At 33.5% G+C, this 16,634-nt stretch carries 18 protein-coding genes; 12 read left to right on the forward strand and 6 right to left on the reverse strand.

Features of this window, described 5'->3' with window-relative positions; all coding sequences use genetic code 11:
* Positions 1–45 precede the first annotated feature (45 nt).
* The 3 genes from KWG70_RS11445 to KWG70_RS11455 are packed head-to-tail and all read left to right on the forward strand — an operon-like array spanning position 46 to position 3,818.
* Positions 46–1,407 (forward strand): O-antigen ligase family protein, encoded by a 1,362-nt coding sequence (locus KWG70_RS11445; protein ID WP_230936168.1) that lies wholly within the window; start codon positions 46–48, stop codon positions 1,405–1,407.
* Complete coding sequence (locus KWG70_RS11450; protein WP_230936169.1) at positions 1,361–2,371, forward strand: glycosyltransferase family 4 protein; 1,011 nt, start codon at positions 1,361–1,363, stop codon at positions 2,369–2,371. The genes KWG70_RS11445 and KWG70_RS11450 overlap by 47 nt, the downstream gene beginning before the upstream one ends.
* 52 nt (positions 2,372–2,423) lie before the next feature.
* Positions 2,424–3,818, forward strand: coding sequence for a sugar transferase (locus KWG70_RS11455; protein ID WP_230936170.1), 1,395 nt, complete (start codon positions 2,424–2,426; stop codon positions 3,816–3,818).
* 7 nt (positions 3,819–3,825) lie between these two features.
* Here the strand turns inward: KWG70_RS11455 and lnt are convergent, their stop codons facing one another.
* Together lnt and KWG70_RS11465 are read right to left on the reverse strand one after the other, a co-directional pair.
* Positions 3,826–5,418, reverse strand: a complete 1,593-nt coding sequence (gene lnt, locus KWG70_RS11460; protein ID WP_230936171.1) for an apolipoprotein N-acyltransferase — start codon at positions 5,416–5,418, stop codon at positions 3,826–3,828.
* Positions 5,418–6,482, reverse strand: a complete 1,065-nt coding sequence (locus KWG70_RS11465) for a putative type IX sorting system protein PorV2 (protein ID WP_298758789.1) — start codon at positions 6,480–6,482, stop codon at positions 5,418–5,420. The genes lnt and KWG70_RS11465 overlap by 1 nt, the downstream gene beginning before the upstream one ends.
* 123 nt (positions 6,483–6,605) lie before the next feature.
* On the opposite strand from KWG70_RS11465, the gene KWG70_RS11470 reads away from it, so the two are divergent.
* Genes KWG70_RS11470 through KWG70_RS11485 form a run of 4 tightly spaced genes read left to right on the forward strand, consistent with a single transcriptional unit; the run spans position 6,606 to position 9,278 of the window.
* Positions 6,606–7,349: a CDP-alcohol phosphatidyltransferase family protein gene (locus KWG70_RS11470; RefSeq protein ID WP_230936173.1), complete on the forward strand. Its 744-nt coding sequence runs from the start codon at positions 6,606–6,608 to the stop codon at positions 7,347–7,349.
* A 10-nt stretch (positions 7,350–7,359) separates the two neighbouring features.
* Positions 7,360–8,193, forward strand: coding sequence for a TerC family protein (locus tag KWG70_RS11475; RefSeq protein ID WP_230936174.1), 834 nt, complete (start codon positions 7,360–7,362; stop codon positions 8,191–8,193).
* A 9-nt stretch (positions 8,194–8,202) separates the two neighbouring features.
* Positions 8,203–8,799 carry an LURP-one-related/scramblase family protein gene (locus KWG70_RS11480; RefSeq protein WP_230936175.1) on the forward strand — a complete coding sequence of 199 codons (597 nt, stop codon included), beginning with the start codon at positions 8,203–8,205 and terminating at the stop codon, positions 8,797–8,799.
* A 59-nt stretch (positions 8,800–8,858) separates the two neighbouring features.
* The gene (locus KWG70_RS11485) at positions 8,859–9,278 is read left to right on the forward strand and encodes a 5-fold beta-flower protein (RefSeq protein WP_230936176.1); all 420 of its coding nucleotides are present in this window, start codon (positions 8,859–8,861) and stop codon (positions 9,276–9,278) included.
* A gap of 68 nt (positions 9,279–9,346) precedes the next feature.
* Here KWG70_RS11485 and lptB read toward each other — a convergent pair whose 3' ends face one another.
* Genes lptB through KWG70_RS11505 form a run of 4 tightly spaced genes read right to left on the reverse strand, consistent with a single transcriptional unit; the run spans position 9,347 to position 12,281 of the window.
* Positions 9,347–10,090 (reverse strand): LPS export ABC transporter ATP-binding protein, encoded by a 744-nt coding sequence (gene lptB / locus KWG70_RS11490; protein ID WP_230936177.1) that lies wholly within the window; start codon positions 10,088–10,090, stop codon positions 9,347–9,349.
* Between the two features lie 52 nt (positions 10,091–10,142).
* Positions 10,143–10,490 (reverse strand): carboxymuconolactone decarboxylase family protein, encoded by a 348-nt coding sequence (locus KWG70_RS11495; RefSeq protein ID WP_230936178.1) that lies wholly within the window; start codon positions 10,488–10,490, stop codon positions 10,143–10,145.
* Positions 10,483–11,316, reverse strand: coding sequence for a twin-arginine translocase subunit TatC (gene tatC / locus KWG70_RS11500; RefSeq protein WP_230936179.1), 834 nt, complete (start codon positions 11,314–11,316; stop codon positions 10,483–10,485). Before tatC ends, KWG70_RS11495 begins: the two co-directional genes overlap by 8 nt.
* On the reverse strand, positions 11,316–12,281 hold the full coding sequence (locus KWG70_RS11505; RefSeq protein ID WP_230936180.1) for a KpsF/GutQ family sugar-phosphate isomerase: 966 nt from the start codon (positions 12,279–12,281) through the stop codon (positions 11,316–11,318). The genes tatC and KWG70_RS11505 overlap by 1 nt, the downstream gene beginning before the upstream one ends.
* 86 nt (positions 12,282–12,367) lie before the next feature.
* Between KWG70_RS11505 and KWG70_RS11510 the strand changes: the two genes are divergently transcribed.
* From KWG70_RS11510 to KWG70_RS11530, 5 genes are all read left to right on the forward strand, one after another.
* Positions 12,368–14,569, forward strand: coding sequence for an ATP-dependent DNA helicase RecQ (locus tag KWG70_RS11510; protein WP_230936181.1), 2,202 nt, complete (start codon positions 12,368–12,370; stop codon positions 14,567–14,569).
* A gap of 119 nt (positions 14,570–14,688) precedes the next feature.
* Positions 14,689–14,922: a thioredoxin family protein gene (locus KWG70_RS11515; protein ID WP_230936182.1), complete on the forward strand. Its 234-nt coding sequence runs from the start codon at positions 14,689–14,691 to the stop codon at positions 14,920–14,922.
* A gap of 67 nt (positions 14,923–14,989) precedes the next feature.
* The gene (locus tag KWG70_RS11520; protein WP_230936183.1) at positions 14,990–15,712 is read left to right on the forward strand and encodes a hypothetical protein; all 723 of its coding nucleotides are present in this window, start codon (positions 14,990–14,992) and stop codon (positions 15,710–15,712) included.
* Positions 15,712–15,975 carry a DUF2024 family protein gene (locus KWG70_RS11525; RefSeq protein WP_230936184.1) on the forward strand — a complete coding sequence of 88 codons (264 nt, stop codon included), beginning with the start codon at positions 15,712–15,714 and terminating at the stop codon, positions 15,973–15,975. The genes KWG70_RS11520 and KWG70_RS11525 overlap by 1 nt, the downstream gene beginning before the upstream one ends.
* Positions 15,976–16,025: 50 nt before the next feature.
* Positions 16,026–16,631 (forward strand): MarR family winged helix-turn-helix transcriptional regulator, encoded by a 606-nt coding sequence (locus tag KWG70_RS11530; RefSeq protein WP_230936185.1) that lies wholly within the window; start codon positions 16,026–16,028, stop codon positions 16,629–16,631.
* Positions 16,632–16,634 lie beyond the last annotated feature (3 nt).

Genomic DNA, 16,634 nt, shown 5'->3' on the forward strand with positions numbered 1-16,634 from the left:
GTAGTTGTTCATTGGAGTATATAAATTGTAATAACAGAATGGAAAGTGAGTAAAAATGATACGTACATAGGGTTGGTTCTACTCCATATAGCGCTCGCTTTTGTAATTTTTACTTTTAATGCTACAGCAAAATTCTTCTTTGTTGGTCTTATCTTCTATTTTTTAATTAAGATAGTTTTTGGCCCAAGTAAGGACAAAGTTATTAATGTCTTATTAGCATGTGCCTACTTTGTGGGTATTGAGGTGTTTTTTAGAATGACTAAAAGTAGTTTGGCTTATGAATCTGCTAAATATTTAATCATTCTATTTATGATTATTGGAATGTTTTATAAAGGTATTTCAGGAAGAGGATATCCTTACTTTTTGTATCTCATTTTACTCGTTCCGGCAATTCTTGTGGCTTCTGTAACCTTGAGTTATAATGCTAACTTTAGAACCAGTGTAGCTTTTGTATTGAGTGGTCCCGTTTGTTTGGGTGTGGCAGCATTGTTTTGCTACGATAAAAAAGTATCTAGTAAAGATCTGATACGAATAATTAAGTATATTTCCCTCCCTCTAATTACGACAACAACTTATCTGTTTTTATACAATCCTAGTATTAAAGAAACATTGTCTGGAACAGCATCTAATGCTGCAACCTCTGGTGGATTTGGTCCCAATCAAGTAGCGACGGTTTTAGGTATGGGCATGTTTGTGATGGTGGTTCGCTTCTTTTTAAAATCTCCTTCGCTAATTCTTAAAATCCTTAATGTTACTATTCTTGCAGCGATGACATTTAGAGCTATTATTACATTTAGCCGAGGAGGTGTAGTTGCAGCAATTATTGTTATTCTCGCTTTTTTATGGAGTTTGTTCTTTAAATCTACTTTAAAGCAGAAAAACCAAATTATTACATCTTTTGCACTATTTGTCGTTGCCGTTATTGTCACATGGATTATAAGTAGTAACCTAACCTTTGGTCTTATTGATAAACGCTATGCAAATCAAGATGCTCTTGGTAGAGAAAAACAAGATATTACCTCAGGTAGAATTACCTTATTTATAGAAGAATTAGAAGGGTTTCAGGATAGTCCGTTTTTAGGTGTTGGCGTTAATAAAACGAAAGATTTACGAGCTGAAAGAGATGGTACAGGATTACCATCACATAATGAGGTTGGTCGATTAATGTCTGAGCATGGTATTCTAGGAATACTCATTTTACTAATCTTGGTCTTTACGCCATTAGCTTATCGTGGAAAAAATAGAAAGAACCTTCTGTTCTACGCTTTTTTAAGCTTTTGGTTTGCAACTATCAATCACTCAGGAATGCGAATTGCAGCACCGTCATTTATGTACGCACTCGCACTTTTAAACATCACAAATGGAAAGAATCCTATACATAGGAAACAAATTAAACAAGACCAATAGCAATGTGTCTTACATAAGTATTCTAGGAAACTTACTTACTAAAGAAGGTTTCAAGGTGTTTTATGCTTCTGGATATAATAATAAAGTAATGAGGTTGCTGCACATGATTTATAAAGTTGTCTTTTATAGTAGAAAAGTGGAGAAAGTACTAATCGATACGTACAGTACACAAAACTATTATTATGCATTTATTGTGAGCCAAATATGCCGACTTCTAAAATTAGATTATATACCTATTTTACATGGAGGAAACCTTCCGTCTCGGTTAACATCTCATCCTAGGATGAGCCAAAAAATCTTTAAAAATGCTGTATATAATATAGCGCCATCAGCTTATCTTAAAAACGCATTTGAACAGCATGGTTTTAAGCGTGTTATTCATATTCCTAATACCTTAGAGATAAAAGAGTATAACTTTTCCATTAAAAAATTTGATACACCTCGATTACTATGGGTACGCTCTTTTTCAAAATTATATAATCCTCAATTAGCCATCAAGGTTTTTAAGTCTTTAAAGCATAAGTATCCAAATGCCAAATTATGTATGGTAGGGCCTGATAGTGATGGTACTATGGGAGCAGTTAAAGATATGGCTAAGCAAGAAAACTTAGAGGTGAGGTTTACAGGAAAGTTAAAAAAGAAAGAATGGATAGAACTCTCAAAAGACTATAATATATTTTTAAATACAACCAATTTTGATAATATGCCTCTTAGCGTTATTGAGGCTATGGCTCTAGGACTGGTAGTTGTATCTACCAATGTTGGTGGAATGCCCTATTTGATTAAAAATAATCATGAGGGTTATTTGGTAAAACCTAATGATGTTGCTGAAATGGTAAATGCTATAACAACTGTGATGAATGCTAAAGAAACCCAAAAAGTAATTATCAAAAATGCGAGAGATAAAGTAGAACAATTAGATTGGAACCATATCAAAAAGAAATGGTTTGATATCTTAAAATAAGTGTTAAAAACACACATTAATTATTATATTTACACAACACCCTAACAAACTAATGAGTCGTAAAAAAGATATACATTTCGAGATTTCTGAACGTAAGATATTGTTACGTATTTTAGATGTTTGTCTTGTTCTTTTAGGCTTGTATGTTCTTGAACAATGTGTCGATTATGATTACCTAACTATTTCTCAAGAAAATATTGTTCCGCTCATCGTTTTAGCAATATATATTACCGTTTTTGGAACTATCTTTGAAATTTATGATCTTCAAAAGTCAAGTAAGTTAGATGTCACATTCAGAAACATCGTATTAACCGCATCTACAACAGTACTATTTTATTTGTTGACACCAGTATTGACGCCCTTTCTACCAGAACAAAGATTACAAATAGTTTATTTTTATTTGATTATTATTACAACGATTTTTCTTTGGAGATGGGCTTATATTGTATTTATATCGTCACCTAGATTTTATAAAAAAGTACTGCTAGTAGGAGAAATTTCTAATATTGAAAACATTATTAAGCCGCTTAATCAGTCAGATCCAAATTATAAGATTGTAGGTTTTATCAATTCTGAAACAGAATCTGAATCACCAATTAAATTCAAAGGTTTAAAAGAGTTTGAATCTAATGAGTTAATGAACGTGATCAAAAAAGAAAAAATTTCTGAAATATTGATTGCTAGCTATAATTCTGAAACCATAACTCCAGAAATATATCACGATCTTATAACGCTTTTAGATCAAGGGTTTACTATAAGGGAATATACCCAAGTATTTGAAGAAATCACATACCGTGTCCCAATTCAATTTGTGGGGAAAGACTTTTATAAATATTTCCCTTTTAGTAGAAGTAACCAAAACACGTTGTATCTCTTCTTTCACCGAACTTTTGATATTTTCTTTTCGATATTAGGTTTAGTTTTTGGCTTATGTATTTTGCCTATTATTTTCATCGGAAATTTGATTGCCAATAAAGGACCTCTCTTTTATTTTCAAGAACGTGTTGGTCAAAATGGAAAGTTATTTCAAATCGTCAAGCTTCGCAGTATGATTGTCAATGCCGAAACAAGTGGTGCGAAATGGGCTCAGAAAAATGACTCTAGAATCACAAAGTTTGGTATGTTTTTAAGACGCTCTCGTATTGACGAGATTCCTCAATTTATTAATGTGTTGAGAGGAGATATGAGTATAATTGGACCACGTCCCGAACGTCCATTTTTTGTGAATGAACTCTCTCGAATCATTCCTTTCTATGAAACACGTCATATTGTAAAACCAGGACTTACTGGTTGGGCTCAAGTCAATACTCGCTATGGCTCATCTGTAGATGATAGCCTTACAAAATTACAATACGATTTATTTTATATTAAACATAGAAGTGTTTTCTTAGATATAAATATTATCGTAAAAACACTAAGTACCATTTTATATTATCGAGGACAATAAATAGTAGTTAGTACTTTTCCTTTTTTCTTCGGAAAAACCCAATCAAGAAGACAAAGATTAAAATAAAAATGCTAATTCTGGCAATATAATCTCCTGCCTTAACATAAAATGTAATGTGATCATTAGTGGTAATTTGACCAGATAAAGCCCCTTTTTCATTGTAGGCTAGACTACTAGTAATCTCACCTTTAGCATTTATAATTGCAGAAATACCAGTATTTGCACTTCTAGCAATATCTCTGCGCGTTTCAATAGCTCTTAATCGCGCATAACTCAAATGTTGCTTATGGCCTTGTGTTTCATTCCACCAGGCATCATTGGTGATAATAGACAAAAAGTTAGCATTATTTCTTACATAACCCGTTACAAATTCACCATAAACAGATTCATAGCAAATTATCGGTCCTACTTTGAAATTAGAATTTGACGATGTAAAAACACCTCTATTATCCTGAGTAGTTTTCATGGCAACTGTACCGCCAAGATCAATCATAACATCACCCAGAATTGGTTTTAATATGCTTTGATATGGGAAGTTTTCAATACCGACAACTAATTTTGATTTATTGTATTGTTGGATCGAATCTGACGTGTTTATCAAAATAGCCGAGTTATAATCATCATACCATGTAGTTGTATTGTATTGATTAGTTTGCGAACGCACTTTAGTCTTGTCTTTAAATATGTCAATAAATGAGATGCCTACTAGTAAGTTCGTATTTGGGTGTTTTGTAACGTAGCCTTCAAGTCTGTTTCTCAATAAAGAGTTTTCAAATTGCTTCAGACGTGTGCTTTCTGCTAAAAATGTTTCTGGAGCGATGACAAAATCTGTAGAATCTGTCATCTTCGAATCTGCAAGCTCTTTTAACAGGTCTAAAAACTTCATATTGGTCATGTCATACTTTTCAGAATAAGGATCAATATTAGGCTGTAATGCTATGATATTTACAGTTTCGCCTTTATGAGAATAGGTATTATAGATGACTAATGAAATTCCAATTGGAATACTAATAAGAGCAGCACATTTTAATAAAGTTGATTTTACTACTGCTTTAGACTTTTCTTTTTGATATGAGAGTACACCTTTAAAAACAATGACGTTTAATATCCAAACCCAAAGGGTGCCTCCAAAAGTTCCTGTATACTCATACCACTGTATCCATGTAATAAATTCTGAAAAACCATTACCTAAATTCAACCAAGGCCAAGAAAATTCCCATCCAAGATGTAGTTTCTCAAAGCTAATCCACAGTGCAACTAAAAACAATAGTGCTCGGTTTTGCGATTGTCTTTTTGCATACTTATGATAGAGTAATAGTAAGGTTGCCATAAGCGCTGTATTAACAAAAACAGCAAAACAAGCACCAAATAAACTGGCATGTCTTAACCAGCTAGTTGTTGTAATGTTCCAAATAAAAAAAGCGAGATAGGCGAGTCCAAATATGGCCAGTCCTTTACGTTTCGTATCAGAGAGTCTTAATTGCCGTTCGGCGAGTAGGAGCGGCACAAAACCTATAAAAAGCAGCAGTGGGAACCCATAGGTTGGCCAGCCTAAAGCTAAGAGTACTCCTGAAATTATGACGAGTAAAATTCGGTTCACTATCTAAAGATACTAAAATCGAGTTTTAATGAAAATACATTTGAATATAAAGCAGCGCTTTGGTCTCCAATATCAGTAAAGGCATAATCCAATTGAATACCTCTATATTTAAAACCTAGCCCTAAACTTGGTTGAAAAGTTAGGTTTTCAGAATTATCAATTTGCAATTCATTTTGAAAATTACCAACTCCAGCTCTAAGGAACACGAGGTCTGTGTACCCAAATTCTAATCCTATCGCTGGATTTACACTGGCAAAAGAGGTAGATACAATATCGTTGTTTTCTTCAAATCTTACATTAAGATCAAATGATGTTAATAAGGAGTAATCGTAATGAAATATAAATTTCTTTGAAATTCCAATTTGCAATTTTGGAATGGTAAGTTCTGTTTTTTCAGGAACTGTTTGGTTTTGTCCCTCTATAGCATTTTGAATATCTGCCAGTTTATCGTCATCAAAGGACCAAGCATTGAATGTAGTCGTAATGTCTCTTGCCATGATTCCAAATTTCCAATCATTTCGAGTTTCAAACTGAATACCTGCATCTAATCCAAACCCCCAAGAATTTGCAAAATCCCCAATAATACGACGTACTAACTTTGCATTTACACCATAACTTAAACCATCAAGCGGTAATTTTCTAGCATAAGAAAAAGTTAAGGCATAATCTGCTGTAGAGAATAAACTCACACGATCATAATTAATGTTTCCTTGATCATCTATTAATTGTGTGGTATCTAAAATATCATCCACTCCAAATCTAATAAGTGATAAAGCAATAGCACTTCTATCATCTAAAGGCTTAGCAAAAGCGATATAGTTATAGTTGGCAATATTTGCAAAATAGCTCGAGTGTAAGAGTGCCAATTGGTTGTCTTCAAGATGAACTAATCCAGCGGGATTCCAATACCCTGAGTTCACATCGGCAGTATGAGAAACCACACTATTACTCATACCTAGAGCAGCTGCATCCACACCAATATTTAAAAATTCATTTGAATATTTGGTCTGAGCAGTGCAAAAAAAAGTAATCAAAGTCGAGACAATGAATAAGTATTTTTTCAACAGCAAAATTTTTTTACAAAGATGCACATTATTTTTCACCTATTAAACTGTAAATAACACTAGATATTGTGCATGTTTTGTGTTTGTCGTAAATAGTTTGCTATTTTTACACAAATCTTATTTATGTCTGTGAAAAAATACATTCCTAATTTTATCACCTTACTTAATTTACTCTGTGGAAGTATTGCCGTTATTTTTGCTGTACACAATAACTTTATTGCAGCATCGGCTTTTGTTTTTCTTGGTATTTTCTTTGACTTTTTTGATGGATTGGCAGCGAGAAAACTCAATGTGCAAAGTGCTTTAGGTGTACAATTAGATTCGCTGGCAGATATGGTCACTAGTGGGCTGGTGCCAGGTATTGTAATGTATAAGCTTATAGCAATGAGTATTAATGCTCCCGAGGTAATTACACAAAAGGAGTGGAATGCTAGCTTTAACTTTAGTGATTTACATATAGCGCCTCTTGCGCTCATAGGTTTATGTATTACGTTAGCTTCGGCATATCGTCTGGCCAAATTTAATATTGATGAAGACCAGCAAAGCTATTTTAAAGGCTTGCCAACACCAGCAAATGCATTACTCATTTTATCTTTGCCGCTAATCATAGAGTTTCAAAACAGTAGTTTCGCTACAACCCTTATTTTGAATCAATGGTTTTTAATTGCTTTTACTGTGTTAAGTTGTTATCTACTCAATTCGAATATTAAATTGTTTGCTTTAAAATTTAAAGATTTCAGTTTTGCTAATAATAAGTTCAGATATTTACTTATTGTCTCTACAATAGTACTATTGGCTTTTTTACATTTTTTAGCAATTCCAATAATTATCATCTTGTACATCATTTTATCTCTAATTAAAAAATAACCAATTACTCATGTTAGAAATTATTTTCACGCTATTAATGCTTGTTATGTTGCAGGCTGTATTAGGATTTGATAATCTGCTTTACATTTCATTAGAATCTAAAAAGGCACCGATATCTGATCAAAAACGAGTTAGAAAAGTTGGGATACTAATAGCAATCGTACTTAGGATTGTTTTGCTATTTGTTTTGGTATCTATAATTGAATTTTTTCAAGAGCCATTTTCATTTATGACAGGAAAAATAGAAAACGTACTCGATTTCGCGTTTAATGGTCATAGTTTGATTGTTTTAGCAGGAGGCGGTTTTATAATTTATACAGCTATAAAAGAAATTTGGCATATGATTGGTAAAGCAGATTTGCACGATGACGTAGGAGAAGATTCAAAAAGCAGAAAATCGGCTAATGCTGTAATTACGAGTATTGTTATAATGAATTTAGTATTCTCTTTTGATTCTATTTTAGCAGCAATTGGCTTAACTAACGAAATAGAAAATTCGACAACAGCTTTTATTGTAATGGCTATAGCTATTGTTGTGAGCGGACTTTTAATGCTGTTATTAGCAGATAAAATTTCGACATTTTTAGCAAAAAATAGAATGTATGAAGTGTTAGGGTTATTTATCTTATTTATTGTTGGTATTATGTTAGTTACCGAAGGTGGTCACTTAGCACACTTAAAGATCTTCGGAAATGAGATTGTTCCAATGAGTAAAACAACATTCTATTTTGTGATTGCTGTTTTGGTGGTTACAGACATTGTTCAAGGTCGCTACCAAAAAAGATTAATAGCAGAACAACAACATATTGAATCGCATTCTAAAACTAAAAAAGAAGACGCATAAATCATATATATGAAAGACTTACAATTCCCCATTAATTTCACATTTAATGTGACCACAATTTCTAATGATTTTACAGCAACAGATGCTTCTGGTAGAACTATTGCCTATGTCAGACAGAAAATGTTCAAACTTAAAGAAGACATCAATATCTATAATAATGAGAACAAGAGTAATCTTACACATAACATCAAAGCCGATAAATGGATCGATTTTTCTGCAGCATATAGTATGAAAGATGCTCAAGGAAATGAGATAGGTAAAATTGCTAGAAAAGGTTGGGCTTCCATTTGGAAAGCACATTATGAGCTTATAGATCAGCACCAGAAGTTACAATATCATATTAGAGAAGATAACGCTTGGGTGAAGGTATTAGATGGTGTTTTGGGTCAGATACCACTAATTGGTGGGTTTACAGGCTACTTATTCAATCCTAGTTACACTGTAAGTGATTTAAAAGGACAAGCTGTTTGTCAATTAAAAAAAGAAGCATCATTCTTTGGAAGAAAATTTAAACTCTCAAAGCTTAAACCTATAGATAATGACGACGATGAACGTATCATCTTAGGCTTTATGATGATGGTATTGTTAGAAAGACGTAGAGGATAAAGTGATAAGAAACGCAGCTGTTTTACTGATGTTTATAGTGGTTGAAAACTAAAAGGATTATGAAAAAAATATTAATTGTTTCGGTATTGTTACTTGTTGTGAGCTTTGTTAAAGCTCAAACACTTCAATCACATAATTATAGTACTATTGGTTATATAAAAAAAGATGGTACAATCCAAAATAGCAGTTATTCAACTATTGGTTATATAAAAGATAACGGGACCATCCAAAACAGTAGTTATTCGACTATTGGTTATATAAAAGATAACGGAACCGTCCAAGATAATAGCTATTCTACATTAGGTTACATAAAAAAAGACGGAACTGTTCAAAATAATAGCTACTCAACCATCGGTTACATAAAAAACGATGGGACTGTGCAAGACAATAGTTATTCTACTATTGGTTATGCTAAGGGAATCAAAAAAGAATGGGCTGCTATCACATTCTTCTTTTTCGATTTTAACCAACAGAATTGAATTAAAAAAATGTGTGATTTCGTTAAAATAGAAACGAGTTTTAATGACATGTAATCATTAAATAATGTTTAGAACTCTAGCTTCTTTTTGCGCAGTTCGAAGTTTTGACCTAGATATACTTTACGCACCATTTCATCACTAGCCAACTCTTCTGGGACTCCAGCTTTAAGAATGCTTCCTTCAAACATCAAATAGGTTCTATCGGTAATGGCCAGTGTTTCTTGTACATTATGATCTGTAATCAAAATACCAATATTTTTCTTTTTAAGTTGTGCAACAATACGTTGAATGTCTTCAACAGCAACTGGGTCAACACCAGCAAAAGGTTCATCCAAAAGAATAAAATCTGGATCTGTGGCAAGTGCACGTGCGATTTCGGTACGACGACGCTCTCCACCAGACAAAAGGTCACCTCTATTTTTTCTAATATGACCTAAACTAAATTCATCAATCAAGGATTCCATTTTCCTTTCTTGCTCTTTCTTACTCAATTTGGTCATTTGAAGTACACTCAAAATATTATCTTCAATACTCAATTTTCTAAATACTGAAGCCTCTTGTGCGAGATATCCAATACCGTTTTGAGCACGCTTATACATTGGATAATTTGTAATGTCTGTGCCTTCTAAAAAAATGTTTCCGCCATTTGGTTTTATTAAACCAACTATCATATAGAAAGAAGTGGTTTTACCTGCTCCATTCGGACCTAGCAATCCAACGATTTCTCCTTGCTTTACTTCAAGAGAAACGTCTTTTACAACTTTTCGCCCGCTATAGGACTTCATTAGATTTTTGGCTTTTAATGTCTTCATAAACGCTAAAATAGCAAATTCAAAATGACTCGCTTTTTAATTTATTAAAAGTTTAACTCTGAGATTCTAAGGCATCCCAATATTCATAGGCTTTGCGTAAATGTGGGATAACAATTGTTCCTCCTACCAAAGTAGCAATACTCAAGGCTTCGACAACTTCCTCTTTATTTAGACCAGTTTTGTAGCTAGATTCCAAATGATATTTGATGCAATCATCACAACGCAATACTGTAGATGCTACCAACCCCAAAAGTTCTTTAGTTTTTTTATCAAGTGCACCTTCGGCAAAGGCATTAGTATCTAGGTTAAATATACGCTTGATAATTTTGTTGTTATCGGCGAGAATGGCCTCGTTCATCTTAGAACGATACGTGTTAAATTCAGAAACTGGATCAGACATTAGCTTTTTGTTTTTTATTTTGATTTTTTACAACAACTTTAGAAATGTAAATACTCACTTGATATAAAATTAATATAGGAATAGCCACAATAACTTGACTTGTTACGTCGGGAGGCGTTATGATTGCAGCTAAGATCAAAACAAGTACGAGTGCAAATTTTCGATACTTTCTCATAATCTTTGGAGTCACTAGTCCAATTTTAGTTAAAAAGAAAACTACGATTGGAAGTTCAAAAATGAAGCCAGCAGCTATTGATGATGACCTAACAGTTGAAATAAAGGAGCTCAAGTCAAATTCATTTGATACTTCTGTACTTACTATAAAGTTTCCTAAGAAATTTATAGTAAGTGGAGTCACAACATAATATCCAAATAATACACCTAAGAAGAATAAAAAAGACGACGCTAAAATAAATCCTCTCGAATGCTTACGTTCATTTGCATGTAAACCAGGACTGATAAACTTCCAAAATTGATAGATAATGTATGGAAAGGCTAGAATAAAACCTGCAAAAATAGAGGTCCATATAGCCGCCGAAAACTGACCAGATACACTGGGATTTTGAATTTTAAAAGGAAATTCAGCCGCACAGAACGTGGTGTCTTCTATTCCAACCATTGTTGATATGTCGCACAACCATTGATAGGTTGGAAAGCTCATGCGTTTAGGAGCAAATATGATGTCTTCAAAAATAAAGTCACTAAATATAAATGCTACTGTGCCGCAAATTAATATTGCTACTGTAATACGTATTAAATGCCACCTTAAATCTTCAAGATGATCTAGAAAAGACATTTCCTTTTCTTCGGAATTCTTTTTTGCCATTATATAATACCTTCTTTTATTAGATCATGTAAGTGAATGACACCAGCATATTCACCGTTTTTTTCAACTAGTAGTTGAGAGATGCCATGAGTTTCCATAAGTTCCATAGCATCAACAGCCATGGCATCTTCATCAATTCTTTTTGGGCTACTGCTCATGATATCCTTAGCAGTCAAGTGAAGGAATTCATCACTTTTTGTTAGCATTCGTCTCAAATCACCATCGGTTATTATTCCTGCAATCTTATTATTGTCAACAACAGCAGTAACACCAAGCATTTTTTCTGAAATTTCAACAATAACGTCTCTAGCAATAGTGTGAAGTTCCACTTTTGGTTTTTGATTAACTGATGATAAATCACTTACTCTAAGATACAAGCGTTTTCCAAGAGCACCACCAGGATGATATTTGGCAAAATCTTTACTTGAAAAACCACGTAATTCTAATAAGCAAACGGCTAGAGCATCTCCAATAACCAATTGCGCAGTTGTACTCGTGGTAGGTGCTAAATTGTTCGGACAAGCCTCTTGCTCAACATAAGCATTGAGAATAAAATCGGCTTGTTGAGCTAAAAACGATGAATCATTACCAGTAATAGCAATCATTTTGTTTTTAGCATTTTTAATTAATGGCACTAACACTTTAATTTCAGGTGTATTTCCGCTTTTAGAAATACAAATTACAACATCATCCTCTAAGATCAACCCAAGATCACCATGAATGGCATCGGCTGCGTGCATAAAAACTGATGGTGTTCCAGTAGAATTTAGTGTAGCCACAATTTTATTGGCGATGATAGCACTTTTACCAATTCCTGTAATGATAACACGACCTTTAGAATTGTATATTAAGCTAACTGCGTTAGCAAAATCGTCGGTTAATAAATCACTTAAATTGGCAATGGCATCACGCTCTAAATCTATGGTTTTTCTAGCGGTTTCTAGGATAGATTGTATACTGTTCAAAATTAATTTTTTTTGAGTTTGATGGGTTTAAAGAAATTGTTATCTTTAGGTTTATGCAAATGTATCAAAAATACTAATAGGGATTAATGAGTATAAAAGAAATTGATATACATTCTGCACTCAAACAATACTTCGGATTTACAAAATTTAAAGGCCTTCAGGAAAGTGTTATTAAAAGTGTTGTTGCTGGTGAGGATGTATTCGTTATAATGCCCACAGGAGGTGGTAAATCATTATGTTATCAACTTCCTGCATTGATAAAAGAGGGAACAGCAATTATTGTATCACCATTAATTGCCTTAATGAAAAATCAAGTAGATGCGATTAGAGGTGTTTCAAATGAAGAGGGCGTCGCTCATGTTTTAAATTCTTCACTAAATAAAACAGAAGTTAAACGCGTAAAAGAAGACATTACCAACGGCGTAACAAAACTATTGTATGTCGCACCAGAATCCTTAACTAAAGAAGAACATGTAGAATTTTTGAGATCGGTGACCATTTCATTTATGGCTGTAGATGAGGCTCATTGTATTAGTGAATGGGGACACGATTTTAGACCAGAATATAGAAACCTACGACACATCATTAAACGTATTGGAGACAATATCCCAATTATAGGTCTAACTGCGACGGCAACGCCTAAAGTACAAGAGGATATATTGAAGAGTTTAGATATACAAAATGCCAAAACCTTCAAAGCGTCTTTTAATAGACCTAATTTATACTACGAAATACGTCCAAAAACCAAAAATGTAGATGCAGATATTATTCGTTTTGTAAAGAAAAATGAGGGTAAATCAGGTATTGTTTATTGTTTAAGTCGTAAACGTGTTGAAGAATTAGCACAAGTCTTACAAGTTAACGGTATAAAAGCTGTGCCTTATCATGCAGGATTAGATCCCAAAACGCGTGTTAAACATCAAGATATGTTCTTGATGGAAGATTGTGATGTTGTGGTTGCTACCATAGCTTTTGGGATGGGAATTGATAAACCAGATGTACGTTTTGTAATTCATCATGATATTCCTAAAAGTATTGAAAGTTATTATCAAGAAACAGGACGTGCTGGACGAGATGGAGGAGAAGGTCATTGTTTGGCATACTACGCTTACAAAGATATCGAGAAGTTAGAGAAGTTTATGTCTGGTAAACCTGTTGCTGAACAGGAAATTGGTCATGCTTTGTTACAGGAAGTTGTCGCTTTTGCAGAGAGTTCTGTGTCGAGACGAAAATTCATTTTGCATTATTTTGGAGAAGAATTTGACAACGCTACTGGTGAAGGTGGTGATATGGACGATAATGTGCGCAACCCTAAAAAGCAACATGAGGCCATGGATCATGTTGTGACTTTATTACAAACTGTTGACAAAACAAATGAAAAATATAAATCTAAAGATTTAGTGCAAGTTTTAATTGGCCAAACCAATGCCTTGATTTCTTCTCATAAAACAGATATGCAACCATTCTTCGGAATAGGAAAAGATAAAGACAAGCGCTATTGGATGGCCTTGATTCGTCAGGTTTTAGTTGTAGGATTCCTTAAAAAAGATATTGAAACTTATGGTGTTTTACGATTACCAGATGCTGGTAAAGCATTTTTAAAATCACCAAAATCATTTATGATGACCGAAGACCATGTGTTTGATGAAGGTAGTGACGATGGTATTGTTACGGCAGCTAAAGGTGGCGGAGCAGTAGCGGATGAAACGCTTATGAAAATGCTTAAAGATTTGCGGAAGCGAAATGCTAAACGTCTCGGAGTTCCACCTTTTGTGATTTTTCAAGATCCTTCTTTAGAAGATATGGCGCTAAAATACCCAATTACATTAGAAGAGTTGAGTAATGTGCATGGTGTAGGTGATGGAAAGACAAAAAAGTATGGAAAAGATTTTGTTGCTCTCATTGCTCAATATGTAGAGGATAATGATATTGATAGACCAGATGATTTTGTTGTGAAAAGTACAGGTTCTAACTCTGCAATCAAACTATATATTATTCAAAATGTAGATCGAAAATTACCGTTAACAGACATCGCATCTTCAAAAGGAATGTCTATGCCTGATTTTATAAAAGAAATGGAAGCTATCGTATTCTCTGGGACGAAACTTAATATCGACTACTGGTTAGATGATATTTTAGATGAGGATCAACAGGAAGAAATTCACGATTATTTCATGGAGTCTGAAACGGATAAAATTTCAGAAGCCATTGAAGAATTTGATGGTGATTATGACGATGAAGAACTACGACTATATCGCATCAAGTTTATTAGTGAAGTCGCTAACTAGAATTTATATCATTTAGTAAATACTGGAGTATATTCTAAAAATAAATGTTAAATATTTTTTATAGTTAGGAATCCTAACTATATTTGTTGCGCAATAATGCATAACTAAAAATATATCACATGAGTAAATCAATTTTTTACCACGCAGGCTGTTCGGTTTGTGTGAGCGCAGAACATGACATTGTTAACTTAGTAGGTAAAGACAATGTTGAGATTGTTAATATAGGCGAAGATCGATCTAGAATTTCAGAAGCTGAAAACGCAGGTGTAATATCTGTTCCTGCTTTAGTAACGCCCAACGGACATACATTACATATCAACTTTGGAGCGTCAATGGCAGACGTGAAGGGTTAATTTTTTAATTCATATAGTTAGGATTCCTAATTTAATGGAGTCCTAACTATTCTATATCAACAACAAAATGAAAACAATAATTTTATCAATAACAGCAATATTTATTTTAAGTACAACATGGTCTTGTGCGCAAGACAATCCATATAATAATGACGACTTCAGTATAAAAGAGGTCACTGTAACCCATAAAGCAGATTTAGGCCTAACCGTTTGGGAAATAGCAGTAAAAGGTAAAGCAGCACATACGACTCCAATAAAAGCAGGACAATTAGACGGTGCTCCTGTATTAGGTTATGTATTTCCTACGTCTTTAAAACCGACAGACGTTGGTTTTAATCAAACCAATGGAATAGTAGCACTAGCATTAACATCACATCCCGATTTTGATGATACGCCTCTATGGGATGAAAATAACGACAGGAACTATGATAATGATGGTATTATTTGGCATCCGCATTGGGTGGTTTTACATGAAGACAAAAGAGTGGCTGGCGGACTTTCAGTTAAGCAATTTAAAAAAGCAGATAAGACCGTTGTTTTACCACCAACTAACCCTGGAATGCCTATGTATATGGATTCTCCTGGCTATCCTGTAACAGCAAATGATAGTACAATTAAAGTTGTTGTACCAGATTATAGAATTAATAATCAAGTTGATTTTAATTATGATGGTGTTACCGCTTTTATGAAAGTGAATACGAGTAATGACAATCTACCAATGCTAGGCGTATATAATGTATTTAGTGTTGCTAGTGGAGATTTATCATTGCCTTATAAAGTGAAGAAATAATGAAAGTTTCTGTTTGGGATACCTATGTAAAGCGTGATGACGGACGAATAATGCATTTTGATATTCTGGTGCCTAGTGAAGTTACCGATGAGGTTACAGTGTTTAACTTCGGAAATGAATATTTAAAGCGTAAATCTATTAATAATAAGGTGTTATCTGTAAAAGAGTGTCGTTTATGCCATATCGAACAGGCGACGCAAGACATCGAGCACGAGATTCTAAATAAGGGTTATTTTATTATTGAAATGGAACATTGTGATTAATTTAATTAGGATGACTAACTTTGTCCCGCAATTAAAGCGGGACTTTTTTTATGAAAAACAATAGTATTTTTAATCCAGATCAACAGCAAAAGGACTTGTCAAGTAAAATTGTTACAGGTCTTGAACGTATCTCCGAAGTATTTAAAATATTACTTTGGGAGAAATCAAAAGTTGTGGGTTTGAGTCCAATTCAAATTCAAATTCTTGTTTTTATTGCTTTTCATAAAGAACAGCTGTGTAATGTAAGTCATCTTGCAAAAGAATTTAACGTGACCAAGCCAACAGTTAGTGATGCCATTAAGATTTTAGATAAAAAAGGTCTGATTATTAAAGACTACTCATCTTCAGATAGTCGTCGCTATACAATTCAATTATCTGGAACTGGAAAGACGATGATTTCAGAAATACATGATTTTGCAAACCCTCTTAAGTCTCAACTAGATCATTTTAATCAACCAGAATTAGAAAGCCTATTTGAAACGATTAGTGAGCTTATCTATAAACTCAATAGAACAGGTGTGTTGACTGTGCAACGTACTTGTTTTGGATGTCAATTTTATCAAAAAAATGAAACCTCAGATTATTGCAGATTACTCGAAAAAGAACTGATGAGTAAAGATATTAGACTTGATTGTCCTGAGTTTGAAGAAAAGTAATTG

This window comes from Psychroserpens luteolus (assembly GCF_021032705.1).
GTDB classification, from domain to species: Bacteria; Bacteroidota; Bacteroidia; order Flavobacteriales; family Flavobacteriaceae; genus Psychroserpens; species Psychroserpens luteolus.

Bases quoted from the DNA above. Each gene is read 5' to 3' on its own strand.
- KWG70_RS11525 (WP_230936184.1), top strand. From the start codon at position 15,712: ATGAAAGTTTCTGTTTGGGATACCTATGTAAAGCGTGATGACGGACGA.
- KWG70_RS11455 (WP_230936170.1), top strand. From the start codon at position 2,424: ATGAGTCGTAAAAAAGATATACATTTCGAGATTTCTGAACGTAAGATA.
- KWG70_RS11520 (WP_230936183.1), top strand. From the start codon at position 14,990: ATGAAAACAATAATTTTATCAATAACAGCAATATTTATTTTAAGTACA.
- tatC (WP_230936179.1), bottom strand. From the start codon at position 11,316: ATGGCAAAAAAGAATTCCGAAGAAAAGGAAATGTCTTTTCTAGATCAT.
- KWG70_RS11470 (WP_230936173.1), top strand. From the start codon at position 6,606: ATGTCTGTGAAAAAATACATTCCTAATTTTATCACCTTACTTAATTTA.
- lptB (WP_230936177.1), bottom strand. From the start codon at position 10,090: ATGAAGACATTAAAAGCCAAAAATCTAATGAAGTCCTATAGCGGGCGA.
- KWG70_RS11475 (WP_230936174.1), top strand. From the start codon at position 7,360: ATGTTAGAAATTATTTTCACGCTATTAATGCTTGTTATGTTGCAGGCT.
- KWG70_RS11485 (WP_230936176.1), top strand. From the start codon at position 8,859: ATGAAAAAAATATTAATTGTTTCGGTATTGTTACTTGTTGTGAGCTTT.
- KWG70_RS11515 (WP_230936182.1), top strand. From the start codon at position 14,689: ATGAGTAAATCAATTTTTTACCACGCAGGCTGTTCGGTTTGTGTGAGC.
- KWG70_RS11510 (WP_230936181.1), top strand. From the start codon at position 12,368: ATGAGTATAAAAGAAATTGATATACATTCTGCACTCAAACAATACTTC.
- KWG70_RS11450 (WP_230936169.1), top strand. From the start codon at position 1,361: ATGGAAAGAATCCTATACATAGGAAACAAATTAAACAAGACCAATAGC.
- KWG70_RS11530 (WP_230936185.1), top strand. From the start codon at position 16,026: ATGAAAAACAATAGTATTTTTAATCCAGATCAACAGCAAAAGGACTTG.
- KWG70_RS11495 (WP_230936178.1), bottom strand. From the start codon at position 10,490: ATGTCTGATCCAGTTTCTGAATTTAACACGTATCGTTCTAAGATGAAC.
- KWG70_RS11480 (WP_230936175.1), top strand. From the start codon at position 8,203: ATGAAAGACTTACAATTCCCCATTAATTTCACATTTAATGTGACCACA.